Annotated in this window: 17 protein-coding genes, 1 tRNA gene and 1 pseudogene; 13 read left to right on the top strand and 6 right to left on the bottom strand. The window is 68.0% G+C overall.

Annotated features, from left to right (window positions below; all coding sequences use genetic code 11):
* Window positions 1-218 (top strand): methyltransferase family protein (locus ACTIIH_RS03335; protein ID WP_441450440.1); only part of this gene is annotated, 218 nt, incomplete at its 5' end.
* 45 nt (window positions 219-263) lie between these two features.
* Window positions 264-488: pseudogene (locus ACTIIH_RS03330) on the top strand (DUF1905 domain-containing protein); the annotation flags it as partial.
* 145 nt (window positions 489-633) lie between these two features.
* Here the strand turns inward: ACTIIH_RS03330 and ACTIIH_RS03325 are convergent.
* Window positions 634-1,035, bottom strand: coding sequence for a VOC family protein (locus ACTIIH_RS03325; protein ID WP_441450438.1), 402 nt, complete (start codon window positions 1,033-1,035; stop codon window positions 634-636).
* A 99-nt stretch (window positions 1,036-1,134) separates the two neighbouring features.
* On the opposite strand from ACTIIH_RS03325, the gene ACTIIH_RS03320 reads away from it, so the two are divergent.
* Entirely contained in the window at window positions 1,135-1,617 is a 483-nt protein-coding gene (locus ACTIIH_RS03320; protein ID WP_441091233.1) for a MarR family winged helix-turn-helix transcriptional regulator, read from the top strand.
* An 81-nt stretch (window positions 1,618-1,698) separates the two neighbouring features.
* Here ACTIIH_RS03320 and ACTIIH_RS03315 read toward each other — a convergent pair whose 3' ends face one another.
* From ACTIIH_RS03315 to ACTIIH_RS03300, 4 genes are all read right to left on the bottom strand, one after another.
* Window positions 1,699-1,899 carry a hypothetical protein gene (locus ACTIIH_RS03315; protein ID WP_441450437.1) on the bottom strand — a complete coding sequence of 67 codons (201 nt, stop codon included), beginning with the start codon at window positions 1,897-1,899 and terminating at the stop codon, window positions 1,699-1,701.
* The gene (locus tag ACTIIH_RS03310) at window positions 1,886-2,353 is read right to left on the bottom strand and encodes a VanZ family protein (RefSeq protein ID WP_441450435.1); all 468 of its coding nucleotides are present in this window, start codon (window positions 2,351-2,353) and stop codon (window positions 1,886-1,888) included. The genes ACTIIH_RS03315 and ACTIIH_RS03310 overlap by 14 nt, the downstream gene beginning before the upstream one ends.
* Window positions 2,354-2,511: 158 nt before the next feature.
* Window positions 2,512-3,591 carry an NAD(P)-dependent alcohol dehydrogenase gene (locus ACTIIH_RS03305; protein WP_441091231.1) on the bottom strand — a complete coding sequence of 360 codons (1,080 nt, stop codon included), beginning with the start codon at window positions 3,589-3,591 and terminating at the stop codon, window positions 2,512-2,514.
* A gap of 83 nt (window positions 3,592-3,674) precedes the next feature.
* Window positions 3,675-5,507, bottom strand: coding sequence for a bifunctional 3'-5' exonuclease/DNA polymerase (locus ACTIIH_RS03300; RefSeq protein WP_441450433.1), 1,833 nt, complete (start codon window positions 5,505-5,507; stop codon window positions 3,675-3,677).
* Window positions 5,508-5,680: 173 nt separating this feature from the next.
* On the opposite strand from ACTIIH_RS03300, the gene ACTIIH_RS03295 reads away from it, so the two are divergent.
* The 10 genes from ACTIIH_RS03295 to ACTIIH_RS03250 all read left to right on the top strand — a co-directional run bounded on the left by ACTIIH_RS03295 (window position 5,681) and on the right by ACTIIH_RS03250 (window position 15,069).
* Window positions 5,681-7,054, top strand: a complete 1,374-nt coding sequence (locus ACTIIH_RS03295; protein WP_441450431.1) for an FAD-binding oxidoreductase — start codon at window positions 5,681-5,683, stop codon at window positions 7,052-7,054.
* A gap of 186 nt (window positions 7,055-7,240) precedes the next feature.
* Window positions 7,241-7,675 carry a YciI family protein gene (locus ACTIIH_RS03290; protein ID WP_441450430.1) on the top strand — a complete coding sequence of 145 codons (435 nt, stop codon included), beginning with the start codon at window positions 7,241-7,243 and terminating at the stop codon, window positions 7,673-7,675.
* 10 nt (window positions 7,676-7,685) lie between these two features.
* Entirely contained in the window at window positions 7,686-8,159 is a 474-nt protein-coding gene (locus ACTIIH_RS03285; RefSeq protein WP_441450428.1) for a hypothetical protein, read from the top strand.
* A 49-nt stretch (window positions 8,160-8,208) separates the two neighbouring features.
* Window positions 8,209-8,334, top strand: coding sequence for a hypothetical protein (locus ACTIIH_RS03280; RefSeq protein ID WP_441450427.1), 126 nt, complete (start codon window positions 8,209-8,211; stop codon window positions 8,332-8,334).
* An 84-nt stretch (window positions 8,335-8,418) separates the two neighbouring features.
* The gene (gene mvk / locus ACTIIH_RS03275) at window positions 8,419-9,381 is read left to right on the top strand and encodes a mevalonate kinase (protein ID WP_441450425.1); all 963 of its coding nucleotides are present in this window, start codon (window positions 8,419-8,421) and stop codon (window positions 9,379-9,381) included.
* Window positions 9,378-10,394, top strand: coding sequence for a diphosphomevalonate decarboxylase (gene mvaD, locus ACTIIH_RS03270; RefSeq protein ID WP_441450424.1), 1,017 nt, complete (start codon window positions 9,378-9,380; stop codon window positions 10,392-10,394). The genes mvk and mvaD overlap by 4 nt, the downstream gene beginning before the upstream one ends.
* Window positions 10,391-11,521, top strand: coding sequence for a phosphomevalonate kinase (locus ACTIIH_RS03265; protein ID WP_441450423.1), 1,131 nt, complete (start codon window positions 10,391-10,393; stop codon window positions 11,519-11,521). Before mvaD ends, ACTIIH_RS03265 begins: the two co-directional genes overlap by 4 nt.
* Window positions 11,511-12,671, top strand: a complete 1,161-nt coding sequence (gene fni, locus ACTIIH_RS03260; protein ID WP_441450421.1) for a type 2 isopentenyl-diphosphate Delta-isomerase — start codon at window positions 11,511-11,513, stop codon at window positions 12,669-12,671. Before ACTIIH_RS03265 ends, fni begins: the two co-directional genes overlap by 11 nt.
* Complete coding sequence (locus tag ACTIIH_RS03255) at window positions 12,668-13,771, top strand: hydroxymethylglutaryl-CoA reductase (RefSeq protein WP_441450419.1); 1,104 nt, start codon at window positions 12,668-12,670, stop codon at window positions 13,769-13,771. Before fni ends, ACTIIH_RS03255 begins: the two co-directional genes overlap by 4 nt.
* Entirely contained in the window at window positions 13,768-15,069 is a 1,302-nt protein-coding gene (locus ACTIIH_RS03250) for a hydroxymethylglutaryl-CoA synthase family protein (protein WP_441450417.1), read from the top strand. The genes ACTIIH_RS03255 and ACTIIH_RS03250 overlap by 4 nt, the downstream gene beginning before the upstream one ends.
* Before the next feature lie 179 nt (window positions 15,070-15,248).
* Here the strand turns inward: ACTIIH_RS03250 and ACTIIH_RS03245 are convergent.
* Window positions 15,249-15,332, bottom strand: a tRNA-Leu gene (locus tag ACTIIH_RS03245).
* Between the last annotated feature and the right edge of the window lie 180 nt (window positions 15,333-15,512).

The raw sequence follows: 15,512 nt of genomic DNA, 5'->3' as shown, positions 1-15,512 counted from the left end.
AGGGTGTGGCGATGGGTCTGCTCATCGGTTCGTGGCTCGTCGTCGTGTACGCGCTGATCGGCTCACTGCTGTGGAACTGGCTCATCCGCGCCCACGAGGAGACCGACCTGATCGAGCGCTTCGGCGAGGAATACCGCGACTACGCCAAGCGGGTGCGCTGCTGGTGGCCGACCTTCTCGACCGCCGAATCCGATCCCGACCTTGTCAACGAGGACTGACCGGCCTACGCTCAGGCGTGAACGACCATTCACCGGGGAGGCCCCATGGTCACGTTCACCACTGAACTCCTGACACTCGGCAACAATGTCGGCATCAAGGTTCCCGAGGACATCGTGCTCGGCTTCGGCGTGGGCAAGCGGGTCCCGGTCATCGTCACGATCAAAGGCTATTCCTATCCGTCGACGACCGCGGTGATGGGCGGAAAGTACCTGCTCCCGCTGGCCAAGGAACACCGGGAGAAGATCGGCGTCGCCGGTGGTGAGACCCACGAGGTGACGCTCACGCACGACACCTCGAACCGGGAGACCCCGGTTCCCGATTCCCTCGCCGAGGCGCTCGCCGCCGCCGATATCCGCGCCGCTTTCGATGCGCTCGCTCCGTCGAATCGCGAAGATCGTCGATTCGCTGCGCTGATCACCCCGCGTCGTGGAACGTCACCGCATAGCCGTCGGGATCGGCGATCGCGAAGGTCAGCCCGAAGGGGCTGGGAGCGGGTGCCCGGAGGATCTCCACCCCCGCCTCGGCGAGGGAATCATGCAGTGCCTGCGCATCATCGCACCTCAGCCACAGTGCCACCCCGTTTCCCGGACGGTCACCGGAGTCGAGGTCGACGCCGGGCAGCGGCTCGCGCACGGCGAAGGGGATCGGTGAGGTCGTGAACACGACCGCTCCGGGAGGAGCAGCCGGGGCACGGGTGAGTCCGAGCCTGGTTTCGTAGAACTGTGCGGCCGCTTCCACGTCTCGAACCTGCAAGGCGACGAAGTCCGGTCCGCTCACGACAGCTGTATTCACAGTGTCGGTCGTCGATGCACTCATGTTCGTTCCTTTCTCTCGACGCCTCTCCACCTCATAGAGAGTCCGTCCTTCGAATGTGTCAGTATCCTGACATAGACGAATGTATGTCAGAATACTTACATGAGTCAAGGGTCGAAGGATCACACTGCGGGAACCGGGGATGGGCCGGTGGAACTCGAGTCGCTGCTGGGCTATCAGCTCAAGCATCTGCAGACGGCGCTGCGGTCGACGATGGACGAGACGCTGCGGCCGCTGCAGCTGACCACCCCTCAGTACAACTGCCTCGAACAGCTGCGCAGGCGGCCGGGAGCGTCGAATTCCGAGCTCGCGCGCGGCGCCTTCGTCACCCGGCAGACGATGAATACGCTGCTGCGCGGACTGCAGGACCGGGGACTGATCACGAGGCCGGCCACGGCCGAATCCGGTCGCGTCCTGCCCACACGGCTCACCTCGGCCGGCGTTGAGCTGCTCGCTCGGGCCGTCTCCCGCGTCGAAGTGGTCACGGCCCGAATGGTCTCACCGCTCGACGATGAGACTCGGACGATGGTCACCGAGGCGCTCGGCCGGTGCATCGCGGCCCTCGAAGAGCCTGAGAACCGCTGAGGACTGGAAGGTCGGGCCGTCAGCGACAGGACGCCTGGAAAGCCAACGGACAATCGGGGACCGGGACTGTCGTGATCGGACCTACACCAGCGCGAGCTCGTTTTCGGAGTCTCTCCTCGTCGACCGTTTCGGCCATGCGGCCAGGCAGCACAGGCCGAGGAGCGCCCCGATGCCAGCGCCGAGAGTGTTCGTGACGAGGTCGCTGAGCGTGGCGAAGCGGGTCTGTGTGAGCACAGTGCCTTGGAAGATCTCTATGGCGGCGCTGATCTCAACGAACCTCATGGTCGATGGGGACTCTGTCCATCCTCGGCGGCCGGATCGTCATCACGATGAGTCCGACCACCGCTCCGATGCCGGCACCGAGGCTGTTCGTCACGAGATCGCTGATCGTGGCGTAACGCGTCGGTGAGAGCAGGGTCGCCTGCGTGCCCTCAATGAGGCAGGTGAAGGCGATGCCCGCGACCCAGCCGACCCACCAGCGGTGAGGTCCGCACTGAAGGGCGACAAGCAGGCCGAAGGGGATGAACATGCCGACATTCGCGAGCTTCTCGAGGATGACGTAGTCGATCCACGCGGTCGCTCGGTGGGAGGCGAGGAACTCGAGCAGTCCGGCGATGAACGAGCCGGGACCGGTGTCCAACTGGTTGGGTGTGAGCGTGACGAGGCCGATGAAGATCGTGTAGAGGAGGAGCAGCGCCAAGGGCACTGTCCGCAGCGCTCGCCTCGCACCCGTCATTGTTCCCCTATCCCTCGGCCTCCAGTCCCTCGGCCCGGTCTCATTGTGCCCGTCTGCGGCGTGTGGGTCGAGGGATTCCCGCATCGATTGCGGGAATCACCCCGACCATTGCGGTCTCACGCCCGGGATTCAGACGAGGTGGATTCAGACGAGCTGAATCAGGCGATGGCCTCGACATCATCGAAGCTGGCGGTGTCGATGACGACGCGGAAGCGCACGTCTCCGGCCACGACCCGGTCGTAGGCGGCGTCCGCCTCGGTGACGGGGATCGTCTCGATCTGCGCGGCGATGCCGTGTTCGGCGCAGAAGTCGAGCATCTCCTGGGTCTCGGCGATGCCGCCGATGTTCGATCCGGCGATCGCCTTCGCCCCGCCGATGACGGCGCCGAACGAGAACTCCTGCTTCTCGGGCGGGAGGCCGACGACGGCCATGACCCCGCGCGGCTTGAGCAGACGCAGGTAGCGGTTGACGGGAATGTCGGCGCTGATCGTGTTGAGGATGAGGTCGAACTCGCCGGCGTGGTCGGAGAAGAAGTTCTCCTCGGTGGTGGCGAGCATCCGCGTCGCCCCGAGCTCCAGGGCCGACGCTTCCTTCTTCAGCGTGCGGGAGAGCACGGTGACCTCTGCGCCCATGGCCGCGGCGATCTGCACGCCCATATGGCCGAGCCCGCCGAGCCCGAGCACGGCGACCTGCTTGGGAGCGCCGTTCTTCTGCTCACCGGCACCCCAGCGGTTGAGCGGCGCGTAGGTGGTGATTCCCGCGCACAGCAGCGGGGCCGCGACGTCGAAGTCGAGGGCGTCGGGGATCCGGCAGACGAAGCGTTCGTTGACGACGACCTTCTGCGAATACCCGCCCTGGGTGATCGTGCCGTCGACGTCTTCGACGTTGTAGGTGCCGACGCTGCCGTTCAGGCAGTTCTGTTCCTGACCGGCCCGGCATTCCTCGCACTCGCCGCACGAGTTCACCATGCAGCCCACGCCCACGCGGTCGCCGACCTTCCAATCAGTGACATCGGAGCCGACGGCCTCGACGACGCCGGCGATCTCGTGGCCGACGGTGAGCGGGAAGTGCGCCTCGCCCCATTCGTTGCGGATGGTGTGGATGTCGCTGTGGCAGATGCCTGCGGCCTTGATGTCGATGACGACGTCATCGGGTCGGGGATCCCGGCGGTCGATCGTGGCCACGCGGAACGGCTGGTCCGGTCCCGTCTTCTGCAGTGCCTTGACGCTGATGCTCATGTGATCTCCTTGGACTTGCGTATCCGTAGCTGGGCCACATCGTCCAGCGCTTGCGGCCGGCAGTCTATTCCATGCACATGGACTTATTCTTTGAGCGCCCGCTCACCGATGCTCAGGTCGAGAGGGAAATCGACGGGGGCATCCCCGAACAGCAGTCGACCCGCCGAGGCGGCCGCCGCCCAGATCGCCTCCGCCGCCTGATCGGCCTGCTCGGCCGGGGCATGGACGATGACCTCATCGTGGAGGAAGAACACGAGGTGGGCTCTGCGGGAGAAGACCGGCCCCGAGGCGGCCGCCGGGTGAGAGCCCGCCCCACCGTCTGGTGCCGCATCGATCTCCGGCAGCCGCGCCAGGCGCAGCCGCAGATCGGCCAGCCAGGCCAGCGCCCATTCGGCCGCTGTGCCCTGAACGACGAAGTTGCGGGTGAATCGTCCCTGGTCACCGGCGGCCCGCCGGGCCCGCTGCTCATCGGCGCCGGTGGCGTCGAAGCGGTTCGCCGCCCTCTGCAGTCTCTGCCACCCCTCGCCGGGCGGCGGAGAGGTCCGACCCAACCAGGTGGACACGACTCCTCCCGCTCGTCCCGCCTCGGCGGCGGAATCGACGAGGTGCATGGCGGCGGGGAAATTCTGCCGCAGACGCGGCACCAGGGCCCCGGCCTCCCCGGTCGTCGATCCGTACATCGCCCCGAGCACGGCGATCTTCGCCTCCTGCCGGGTCGCGACGATCCCGGCGTCGACGAGCCCGGAGTAGAGATCGCGGCCGAATCCGGCCTCCGCCATCGCCCGGTCTCCGGACATCGCCGCGAGCGCACGGGGTTCGAGCTGGGCGACATCGGCGGAGACGAGCCGCCACCCGTCGTCGGCGCGCAGGGCCGGACGCAGCTGCCGCGGGATCTGCAGGGCCCCTCCCCCGCTGGCCGCCCAGCGCCCGGTGACGACTCCGCCGGGCACATAGACGGGCCTGTACCGCCCCTCGTCGACCCATTCATCGAGCCAATGCCAGCCATTGGCACTCAGCAGCCGCGCCATCTTCTTGTACTCGAGCAAGGGCGCGATCGCCGGATGGTCGCTCGTCTGCAGCTCCCATTTCGAGGTCGAGGCGACGTTGATGCCGGCATTGCGCAGGGACGCGAGCAGCCGGTTCGGCGAATCGAGGTTGACCCGCGGATCGTCGAGTGCGGCTCGGACTTCCTCGGCCTTGGCCAGCATCTTCTGGGGCTTCCCGTCGCGGAGCGGCCGGGGACCGAGCAGTTCGGTCAGGATCCGATCATGTTCGGCCTCGTCCCACGGCACACCCGCCGCGCGCATCTCCGCGGCGACGAGCCCTCCGGCCGATTCCGCGGCCAACAGCAGCCGCAGCCGACCCGGATCGCTCGCGGAGTCCACGGCCGCCGTCTGCCGGACGTATTCGGCCAGGGCCGCCTCGAGGTCGTGCGGAACCTGCGGGATGAATCCGCGTCCGGCGTCGACGTCGAAGAGCGCGGCCGCCTGTTCGGGTGCGGCGGCGTCGGCGGGCGCGGCATCCCACTCGGATGCGGCACGCACCGCCTCCGGTGCAGTGACGAGTTCGGAGCGGGCGAGGATCGCATGGGTCAAGCGCAGATCGTGGCAGCGCTCAAAGCTCACCCCGGCGTCCGACAGCGACGGATACCACTTCGGGGTGTCGCTGAAGACCCAGCGGATCGGGGGTGCAGGAGCGCGATCCGCGGTCCCACCGGCTCCGTTCTGCCCTTCCCCGGCCGCGTCCTCTCGGTCACGGACGAACTCGGGCAGGGCCACCTCGGCGAGGTCGATCCGGCCGATCTCCGCTCCTGTCGCATCGAGATCGACGAGCCCGATCCGAGGCCCCTCGAATCCGTCGCCGGGCAGCGTCCCGAGCACGCAGGCCGCGGGGAGCCGATCGGGGGTGAGGGTCATGGGTTCAGCCTACGCCGCGACGACCTGCGGCTCGGTCCGCCGCGACGCTGTGCGGCACCGGGCGAGCGCGCCCTGTCCGCGCCCCGAGCCGATCGCCGCGGGCGACCGTGATCCTGGTAACGTCGAGAGCGGAATCCGGGTGCCGAACTCCGCTCGAAAGGCCGATACGCAACATGGACGTTGTCTCCGCTCTCACCTCCGCCCTGCCGGCCACGGCCGTCATCACCGATCCCGATTCGATGGACGCCTACCGCTGGGACCGCGCGAACGACCCCGACGCCGGAGTGCCGGTCGCGGTCGTCCGAGCCACCTCCACCGAGGAGGTGCAGACGGTCGTGCGCATCGCCGCCGAGGCGAAGGTCCCGATCGTGCCCCGCGGCGCCGGATCCGGGCTGTCGGGCGGCAGCTCCGCGATCGCCGGCGGGATCGTGCTGTCCCTGGATACGATGCGCGAGATCAGCATCGATCCCGTCACCCGCATGGCCACGGTCCAGCCCGGTGCCTTCAACGCCGAGGTCAAGGCCGCCGCGGCCGAACACGGCCTGTGGTACCCGCCGGACCCCTCGTCCTTCGAGTTCTGCTCCATCGGCGGCAATATCGCCACGAACGCCGGCGGCCTGTGCTGCGTGAAATACGGCGTGACCACGGACTATGTCCTCGGGATGACCGTCGTCCTCGCCGACGGTCGGGCGGTCAAGCTCGGCGGGCCGCGGCTCAAGGACGTCGCCGGTCTGCCGTTGACGAAGCTCTTCGTCGGCTCCGAGGGGACCTTGGGCGTGATCACCGAAGTGACTCTGCGACTCATTCCCGCCCAGCTGCCCCCGACGACCGTCGTCGCGATGTTCCCCGAACTCGCCGATGCCACGAACGCCGTGCTCGACATCGCGAGGGCCATGCGCCCCTCGATGCTCGAGTTCATGGACAGACCGTCGATCAACGCCGTCGAGGACGAGCTGAAGATGGGCCTCGACCGGGAGGCCGAGGGCATGCTCGTCATCCAGTCCGACGAACCCGGGGAGCATTCGAGTGTGCAGGCGACGATCATCGAGGAGATCTGCACCAACAACTCGGCCTCCGAGTGCTATCTCACTGCCGACCCGGATGAGGGCGAAGCCTTCGTCACGGCCCGCCGGATCGCAATTCCGGCCGTGGAGAAGAAGGGGGCACTGCTGCTCGAGGACGTCGGCGTGCCGCTGCCGAAGCTCGGCGATCTGGTGCTCGGGATTGAGAAGATCGCTGCCGACCGCCAGGTGACGATCGCCGTCATCGCCCACGCCGGCGACGGCAACACGCATCCGCTGCTCGTCCTCGACCCCAAGGATGAGGACCAGCAGAAGCGCGCGCAGATCGCCTACGGCGAGGTCATGGATCTGGCCACCGGGCTGGGCGGGACGATCACCGGTGAGCACGGCGTCGGCCGGCTCAAGGCACCGTGGCTCGCGCCCTACCTCGGCGAGGACGTCATGGAGCTCAACCACCGGATCAAGCAGGCCCTCGACCCGGACAACATCTTCAACCCGGGATCGGTCTACACCGGGCTGGTCTGAAGCTCCGCCCGTCGGGACCGGCTCGGTTGGTTCGGGACCGTCTCGGCGGTCCGGACTGGGGCCACAGCCGCCTCGGCGGAGGGGATTCGTGGAAGAATTCTGCACAGCTGTCGAATCGGCGTCGATTCGATCGTCTTCTCTGTAAGCGACCGAAATCCGGCCGCCGCACACAGAACGGAGCGAACCATGCGCTATTCACTGATCTTCCACGCACCCGAGCCCGGAGCCGACGGCCCCGCCCCCACCGAAGAGGACGTCCAGGAGATGATGCGCCTCATGGACGACTTCGGCCATGCGCTGACCTCGGCCGGGGTCTTCGTCGCCTGGGAGATGCTCGCACCCCACTCTGAGACGAAGACCGTGACCCGGAGGACCGGAGAGGTCGTCATCGAGGATGGGCCCTTTGCCGCGGCGAAAGAGACCCTGGCCGGGGTCGTCGTCATCGACGTTCCCGACATCGAGGCGGCCCTGGCCTGGGCCGAGAAGTTCCCCGGCACGAGCTACGGCACCATCGAGGTCCGACCCGCGGCGACCTCGTTCGTCGACGGCACGTGGACCCGACCGGGCGACGAGCCGACGCGCCCCGGCGACTGCCCGTCCCGCCCGGACGGCTCCTCCTGATCACTCGCCGATGACCGAGTCCGCCGATCCTGCCGAGCGCGCGATGATCCTGTCCCAGGACGGCTGGGGCAGGATCATCGCGCTCATCGCGGCCGCCGATGGTGATATCTCCGGCGCCGAGGATGCGCTGTCCAGCGCCCTCGAACGTGCCGTGACCGCGTGGCGGGCCCACGGACCGCCCGCCAATCCCGAGGGCTGGCTCTACCGGGTGGCTCTCAATGCCCGCCGGGACGTGTGGAGATCGGCGGCGGCACGGACCTCGACGGCCCTCGACGAGGAAACGATCGACCGCATCGACGGCGGCCCCGACCCCGCCCATCACGACCCTGCCGCCCTGCCCGACCGCCGGCTCGAACTCCTCGCCGCCTGCGCGCATCCGGACATCGACCCTCCCGCCCGGCCGCTGCTCATGCTCTCGGCGGTGATGGGGATGGCGACGAAGCAGATCGCGGCAGCCATGGCCCTGCGGACTGGCAGCACTTGACGCGCTCGCTGCCGACTCGCCTCGTCTCTCCGCATTCCAACCTGCCTGGGTGCTGCGGGCTCACTTGCTCGCCCGCCTCGGCCGCACTGACGAGGCGGCCACCGCCCGCCGGCGGGCGCTCGACCTGACCACCGACCCGGCCGAACGCGAGTACCTCTCGGTAGGACTCACCTGAGACGGACGTCACCTCGTCTTCGGGATGGGCGGGGGTACGGCATATGATGGTGAAATCAATCCACAGACTCCGAAACCATCCTGCATGCACAATTCCTCTCAGACCGAACCCGCCCAGGGCACGTCCCAGGGCTTCGCCCACGCAAAGGCGATCCTGTTCGGCGAACACGCGGTTGTCTACGGCTCTCCGGCCGTCGCAGTGCCACTGCACGGGCTCGGAGTCCAGACCGACATCCGCCGGTCCCCGCATCAGGAGACCCGGATCGAGAGCCAGCTGTTCTCCGGAAATGCGCAGACCGCTCCGGAGCCGATGGGCCCCGTCGTCGCCGGTCTCAACGCCGCATTGAAGGCCGTGGGAAATCCCGATGCCGAGGTGGAGCTGCTCATCCGTTCGGCGATCCCCCACAGTCGCGGCCTGGGTTCGAGTGCAGCCGTGGCCACCTCCGTGGCCCGCGCGGTCGCGAACCTGCATGCGACGGTCTTCGACGAGAACACCCTCCACGAAATCGTGCAGGCGGCCGAAACCGTCGCCCATGGCCGACCCAGCGGAATCGATGCCTGGGCCGTGGCCAAACCCGCCCCCATCCGCTTCCAGACCGGGTGCGCCCAGACCATCGACGTCGGTCAGCGCCTCGTCTTCGTCCTCGCGGACTCCGGTCTTCACGGGTCCACCGCCGAGGCGGTCGGCGGGGTCCGAGCCCGCCGTGACGCCGATCCTGTGCGCATCGGGGGGATGATCGACCGTCTGGCCGAAATCACCGATTCCGCCGTCGACAACATCCGCTCCGGTGATCGTGGGGCGATCGGCACGCTGATGAACGAAGCCCATGGACTGCTCGGCAGCCTCGGCGTGTCGACCCCGACCCTCGATTCCCTCGTGGATGCCGCCACGGCGGCCGGGGCCTGGGGTGCCAAACTCACCGGCGGCGGACTCGGCGGCTGCGTGCTGGCCCTGGCCGAGGACGATGATTCGGCCGAAGAGCTCGCCGAGGCCCTGCGCAAGGCGGGAGCACCCCGCACCTGGACGACGGAGGTCAGACCGACATGAGAACGACGACGGCGCGGGCCTACCCGAACATCGCCCTGGTCAAGTACTGGGGCAAGGCCGATGAGGAGCTCATCCTGCCCGCTGCGGGCAGTCTGTCGCTGACGCTGAACCATTTCGAGACCACGACCACCGTGGTGCCCGCCCCGGACGCCGAGAACGATGTCCTCGAACTCGACGGCGCACTCGCCGATGCCGGTCAGACCGACCGCATCTCGACTTTCCTCGACCATGTCCGCGCCCTGGCGGGACGCGATGACCGGGTCCTCGTCCGGTCCCGCAACTCCGTGCCCACGGGGGCGGGGCTCGCCTCCTCGGCGTCAGGATTCGCAGCACTGGCCACAGCCGCTGCTGCCGCCTTCGACCTCGACCTCGACGCCAAAGACCTCAGCCGGCTGGCCCGCCGCGGTTCGGGGTCGGCCTGCCGCTCGATTCCCGACGGCATCGCCGTCTGGCACGCCGGCGACGACGCCGCCTCCTTCGCCGAGACCGTTCCCGCCCCGGATATGCGGATGATCATCGTCACCGTCAACCGGGCGAGGAAGGCCGTGTCCTCCCGCGAGGCGATGCGCCTGACCGCCGCCACCTCCCCCTTCTACTCCGGTTGGGTGTCCTCGACCGAGGACTACCTCCAGCAGATGGTCGCCGCCTGTGCGGCCGGGGACTTCACCCGCATCGGCGAGATCACCGAATCCCACGCCCTGCGCATGCACGGACTCATCCAGTCCACCGTGCCGCCGATCGGGTTCCTCAATCCGACCAGCCACGCGATCTTCGACGCCGTGGCCGACGCGCGCGAGTCTGGAATCGAAGCCTATTCGACCGCCGATGCCGGCCCGAACGTCGCCGTCATCGTCCGCCCCCATGACGCAGAGGCGCTGGCCGAGAAGCTCTCCGGCTTCGGCGACGTCCGCGTCGTCGCGCCGGGCCCGGGAGCCCACCTGCTCACCGCCGCTGACGCAGTCCCGCCCGCAGACGCAGTGAACCCGGCTGCGGGTGAGGGCAGCCTGGCATGATCGAGACCCGGGCGCCCGGCAAGCTGTTCATCGCCGGCGAATACGCCGTCGTCGAACCCGGACAGCCCGCCGTGCTCATCGCCGTCGACCGGTGCATCACCGTCCGGCTGACCGAGAGCGAAGGTGCTGGCCGCATCCACTCGAGCGAATACGGTCAGGCTCCCGTCGTGTGGCGGCGCGAAGACGATGGTGAGCAGATCATCGTCGATGAGCGCCCCTTCGACTATGTGCTCTCGGCGATCTCCACCGTCGAAGAGCTGCGCTCCGGCCGGGGTGCCAGCCCCCGCTACTTCGATCTCGAGATCTCCAGCGAACTCAATGACTCAGACGGCCGGAAGTTCGGTCTCGGTTCCTCGGCGGCCGTGACGGTGGCGACGATCGCCGCCCTCGATGAGTTCTATCGCCTCGGGCTGACCCTGACCGAACGCTTCAAACTCGCGGTCTTAGCGACCATCGCGATCTCCACGAAGGCCTCCGGCGGTGATCTCGCCGCGAGCACCTTCGGCGGCTGGATCCGCTACTCCTCCCCCGACCGTGCAGCCCTGCACGCTCACCGCGAAGCCCACGGGGTCGTGTCCGCCATGAGCTGCTCGGAATGGGCGGGCTGCTCGGCCCGACGGGTCAGACCACCGAGCTCGCTCGACCTCCTCGTCGGCTGGACCGGATCACCGGCGTCGACCGAACACCTCGTCACACGCGTGCACACCCCGCGCGAGCCGGAATCCGAATCCTCTGCCGAATCGACTTCGGCACCGCAGAAGGCGCGCCCACTCGTGTCCTTCGCCGCCGAGTCGCACACGCTCGTCGACGACCTGGTGGCGGCCTTCGACGCCGACGATGCCGAGGCGAGCCTGACCACGCTCCGTTCCGTGCGTGCCCTGCTGCGGCGACTGAGCGACTCCACGGGCAGCCTCATCGAAACCGAGGCCCTGCACGACCTGTGCGAGATCGCCGAAACCTACGGGGCCGCAGCGAAGCCCTCGGGAGCCGGCGGCGGCGACTGCGGAATCGCCCTCGCTCAAACACAGACCGAAGCACAGACCATTCTCAGCGGCTGGGAAGCCGCCGGAATCCGACCCCTGGACCTCGGTGCCCACCGAGAGGAAGGCGAGATCGATGAGTTCTGAGACCCCGGCATCCGTCGAGACACCGGAGACCAAAGCCTCACGGGCCTCCCGCAAGGACGACCACGTACGCCTCGCCTCGGCGCAGCAGACGGAGGGGCCGCGGCGGACCGACTTCGACGACCTCGAATTCGTCCACCATGCGCTCTCGGGCACGAACCCCGAACTTGTCGACCTCAGCGTCGAACTAGGCGACTGGACGTGGCCGACGCCCTTCTACGTCAACGGCATGACCGGCGGCACGGAGACCACGGCGAAGATCAACCGCGACCTGGCCATCGCCGCCGCCGAGACCGGCCTGCCCATGGCCTGCGGATCGATGAGCGTGGCCCTCGACGACGCCGAAGCAGCGAAGGGCTTCACCGTCATCCGAGAGGAGAACCCGGACGGCTTCGTCATGGGCAACCTCGGTGCCGGTCGCAGCGCCGATGATGCCCGGCGGGCCGTCGAACTGCTGGGTGCCGATGCCCTCCAGCTGCACATCAACCCCGTGCAGGAGACCGCGATGCCCGAAGGCACCCGCGACTTCTCCACCTGGCTGTCCGGCCTTGAGGACATCGTCGCCGCCTGCCCCGTGCCCGTCGTCGTCAAAGAGGTGGGATTCGGCCTCAGCCGCCGGACCCTGCGGCTGCTCGCCGATATCGGGGTCCAGTACGCCGATGTCTCCGGCGCCGGAGGCACGGACTTCCTGCGCATCGAGAACGATCGCGCACCGGCCGAGGACTTCTCCATGCTCACCGGCTTCGGCCAGTCGGCCCTGGCCTGCCTGCTCGACGCCCCGGCCGAGTGGACGACCGAGACGACGATGGACGACGGCGTCTCGAACCGCGTGCTGCTGGCCTCCGGCGGCGTGCGCAACCCCTATGATGTTGTGAAAGCACTGGCCTGCGGTGCTCGCGCCGTCGGCGTAGCCGGCACGTTCCTGCAGACCGTGCTCGACCATGGTCCGGACGGGCTCGTCGATCTCGTGCACACCTGGCAGACTCAGACCTCGGCTCTGTTCGCCCTGCTCGGGGCGCAGCGATCCACGGACCTCACGGCCACGGACCTGCTTACGCGGGGCCACCTCGGCGAGTTCGCCCGCCTGCGCGGAATCGACGTCACCGCGCTCTCGCACCGATCCGACGTCCTTTCGAGGAGGAATCAGCTGTGAATCAGCAGACCACGATCACCGGGATCCCCACCACGTGGGTCGGTCCCCTGCGGGTCAGCGGCGAAGCGCTGGCGCCGAGTGGCACCCACACCGAGGTGGCCGTGCCCCTGGCAACGTACGAGACCCCGCTGTGGCCCTCCGTCGGGCGCGGGGCGTCGATCTCCCGCGAGATCGACGGCGGGATCCGCACCGTCATCGTCGATGAGCGGATGACCCGGTCCGTGCTGTTCGTCGCCGAATCCGCGATCGGCGCTTCAGCCGCCGCCCAGGCCATCCGTCACCGCACCCGTGAACTCGAATCCGTCGTCGAAGCCGGGTCCGGCCACTGCCGGCTCATCGAGATCCACCCCGAGATCGTCGGGAACCTGATCTTCGTCCGCTTCGCCTTCCGCACGAACGACGCCTCGGGGCACAATATGGTCACCCAGGCCTCGGATTCGCTCATGGACACCATCCTGTCCTGGCAGCTTGGCCTCGACTACGGCTCGGTGTCCGGCAACTACTGCTCGGACAAGAAGGCCACCGCGGTCAACGGAATCCTCGGACGCGGACGCAATGTCGTCGCCGAGATCGTCCTGCCCCACGAGGTCGTCGAGCGTCGCCTGCGCACGAGCGCGGAGAAGATCGTCGAACTCGTCGTGCGCAAGAACCTCGTCGGGTCGACGATCGCCGGAGCCCTGCGCTCGGCGAACGCCCACTATGCGAACATGCTGCTCGCCTTCTACCTGGCCACCGGTCAGGATGCGGCGAACATCGTCGAAGGTTCGCAGGGCATCACCTATGCGGAGAACCGCCCCGAGGGACTGTACTTCTCGACGACGCTGCCGCACCTCATCGTCGGCACCGTCGGCAACGGCAAGGATCTGCCGCATGTCGATGAGGCTCTGACACGTCTCGGCTGCCGTGAGGATCGTGAGCCGGGAGCGAATTCGCGTCGCCTGGCCGCGCTCATGGCCGCGACCGTGCTCTGCGGTGAGCTCTCGCTGCTCGCCGCGCAGACGAACCCGGGTGAGCTGATGGACACTCACCGCCAGATGGAACGCAAGGCTGAGGCAGAGCGGGATGCCGCCGCTCAGCGGGAGGACGGCGAGGCCGCATGACATCACACACTGCTGCGGGCACTGCACCGATCGGAATCGATGACATCGAACTGGCTACGAGCCATCATGTCGTCAGGCTCGATGACTTCGCTGAGGCGAACGGCACCGATCCGGACAAGTTCCGCCTCGGCCTCGGCCAGGACGAGTTCAGCTTCCCGGCTCCGGATGAGGATGTCGTGACGATGGCGGCCGCGGCCGCCGCGCCGATCATCCGGCGCAGCGGTTCCGACGGAATCCGCACCCTGCTGTTCGCCACCGAATCGGGGATCGACCAGTCGAAGGCCGCCGGCATGGCCGTGCACTCGCTGCTCGACCTGCCGTCGCAGATGCGTGTCGTCGAGGTCAAGGAAGCCTGCTATTCGGCGACGGCGGCGCTGCAGGCCGCCGTCGGCATCGTCACCCGTTCTCCCGGCCAGCGGGTGCTCGTCATCGCCTCGGATGTCGCCCGCTACGAACTCGACACCCCCGGTGAGCCCACTCAGGGCGCCGGTGCCGTGGCGATGCTCGTCTCCGCGGATCCGAAGCTGCTCGAGATCGAACCGGTCTCGGGGCTGAACTCGGCCGATGTCGACGACTTCTGGCGCCCGAACGATTCGACGACCGCGATCGTCGACGGGGCCCTGTCGGTCACCGCCTACCTCGACTCGCTCACCGGAGCGTGGACCGATCTGGCCGCGCGGGGCGGACCGGCGATGGCCGAGATCGACCGCGTGCTCTACCACCAGCCGTTCACGAAGATGGCGAAGAAAGCGCAGGTCCACCTCGCCGGGCTCACCGGTGAGGATCTCGAGACGGAGATCGTCGCATGGACCGCCGCGGGCACTGCCGGTTCTGGCACACCTGCCGCCGACTCGGCCGCTGCCTCGGGCCCGGCCGCTGCCGCCGGTGCCGATAACTCCGTTGCCACCGGCCCGCGCGATACCGGGCTGGCCACGAGCACCCTGTACAACCGTCGCCTCGGCAACTCCTATACCGCTTCGCTCTATGCAGGACTGTGCTCGCTGCTCGACCACGATGAGGATCTCGCGGGCAAGCGCATCGGATTCTTCAGCTACGGATCGGGCAGCGTCGGTGAGTTCTTCACCACCCGCGTCGTCCCCGGCTACGAGCAGCATTCGCGCCGACAGGCCGTCACCGAGGCGCTCGACGCCCGAGTGCCGCTGTCCATCGACGCCTATCGCGCGCTCCATGCGACCGAACTCTCCAGCGCCGAGGACGTCACGACCCCGAAGGTGACCGCGGGACCGTTCCGCTTCGCCGGGATCAAGGGCGGTGCCCGCAACTACGAGCGCGCCTAGGCGGCTCACCCGACGCCCCACGCACTGCGTAAGGCCCAGTTTGAGTTGAACAGCCCATGTTTGAAACAGGGCTGTTCAACTCAAACTGGGCCTTTCGCGAGTTTTCAACCGACCGCAGGCAAGAAGAAGCCCCTCACCCTGACCCTGTCGGGACCCAGTGAGGGGATTGTCATTCGCTGTGCGCGAGGGGGGACTTGAACCCCCACGACCTTGCGGCCACTGGCACCTGAAGCCAGCGCGTCTACCAATTCCGCCACTCGCGCGAACAAGGTAAAACTCTAGCATCGGAGACGGCGAAACTGAAAACCGAGGAAGCCGAAACCGCCCGAACGTGTCCACCTTCACATTCTCGCCGGTCGCCGCGCCGGCGACTCACCCCGCAGCGAAGGCCCCACTCCCTCCGCAGCTGCTGAGGTGACTCGCCCCGCAGACGAGCCCACCTG

Origin of the sequence: Brevibacterium sp., from assembly GCF_052105255.1 — a bacterium.
Classification (GTDB): Bacteria; Actinomycetota; Actinomycetes; order Actinomycetales; family Brevibacteriaceae; genus Brevibacterium; species Brevibacterium linens_B.
Note: the sequence above shows the minus strand (reverse complement) of the source record. Positions and strands in the feature narration are given on the sequence as shown.

Bases quoted from the DNA above. Each gene is read 5' to 3' on its own strand.
- ACTIIH_RS03285 (WP_441450428.1), top strand. From the start codon at position 7,686: ATGACCGAGTCCGCCGATCCTGCCGAGCGCGCGATGATCCTGTCCCAG.
- ACTIIH_RS03320 (WP_441091233.1), top strand. From the start codon at position 1,135: ATGAGTCAAGGGTCGAAGGATCACACTGCGGGAACCGGGGATGGGCCG.
- mvaD (WP_441450424.1), top strand. From the start codon at position 9,378: ATGAGAACGACGACGGCGCGGGCCTACCCGAACATCGCCCTGGTCAAG.
- ACTIIH_RS03315 (WP_441450437.1), bottom strand. From the start codon at position 1,899: ATGAGGTTCGTTGAGATCAGCGCCGCCATAGAGATCTTCCAAGGCACT.
- mvk (WP_441450425.1), top strand. From the start codon at position 8,419: ATGCACAATTCCTCTCAGACCGAACCCGCCCAGGGCACGTCCCAGGGC.
- ACTIIH_RS03325 (WP_441450438.1), bottom strand. From the start codon at position 1,035: ATGAGTGCATCGACGACCGACACTGTGAATACAGCTGTCGTGAGCGGA.
- ACTIIH_RS03250 (WP_441450417.1), top strand. From the start codon at position 13,768: ATGACATCACACACTGCTGCGGGCACTGCACCGATCGGAATCGATGAC.
- ACTIIH_RS03265 (WP_441450423.1), top strand. From the start codon at position 10,391: ATGATCGAGACCCGGGCGCCCGGCAAGCTGTTCATCGCCGGCGAATAC.
- ACTIIH_RS03300 (WP_441450433.1), bottom strand. From the start codon at position 5,507: ATGACCCTCACCCCCGATCGGCTCCCCGCGGCCTGCGTGCTCGGGACG.
- ACTIIH_RS03305 (WP_441091231.1), bottom strand. From the start codon at position 3,591: ATGAGCATCAGCGTCAAGGCACTGCAGAAGACGGGACCGGACCAGCCG.
- fni (WP_441450421.1), top strand. From the start codon at position 11,511: ATGAGTTCTGAGACCCCGGCATCCGTCGAGACACCGGAGACCAAAGCC.
- ACTIIH_RS03290 (WP_441450430.1), top strand. From the start codon at position 7,241: ATGCGCTATTCACTGATCTTCCACGCACCCGAGCCCGGAGCCGACGGC.
- ACTIIH_RS03310 (WP_441450435.1), bottom strand. From the start codon at position 2,353: ATGACGGGTGCGAGGCGAGCGCTGCGGACAGTGCCCTTGGCGCTGCTC.
- ACTIIH_RS03295 (WP_441450431.1), top strand. From the start codon at position 5,681: ATGGACGTTGTCTCCGCTCTCACCTCCGCCCTGCCGGCCACGGCCGTC.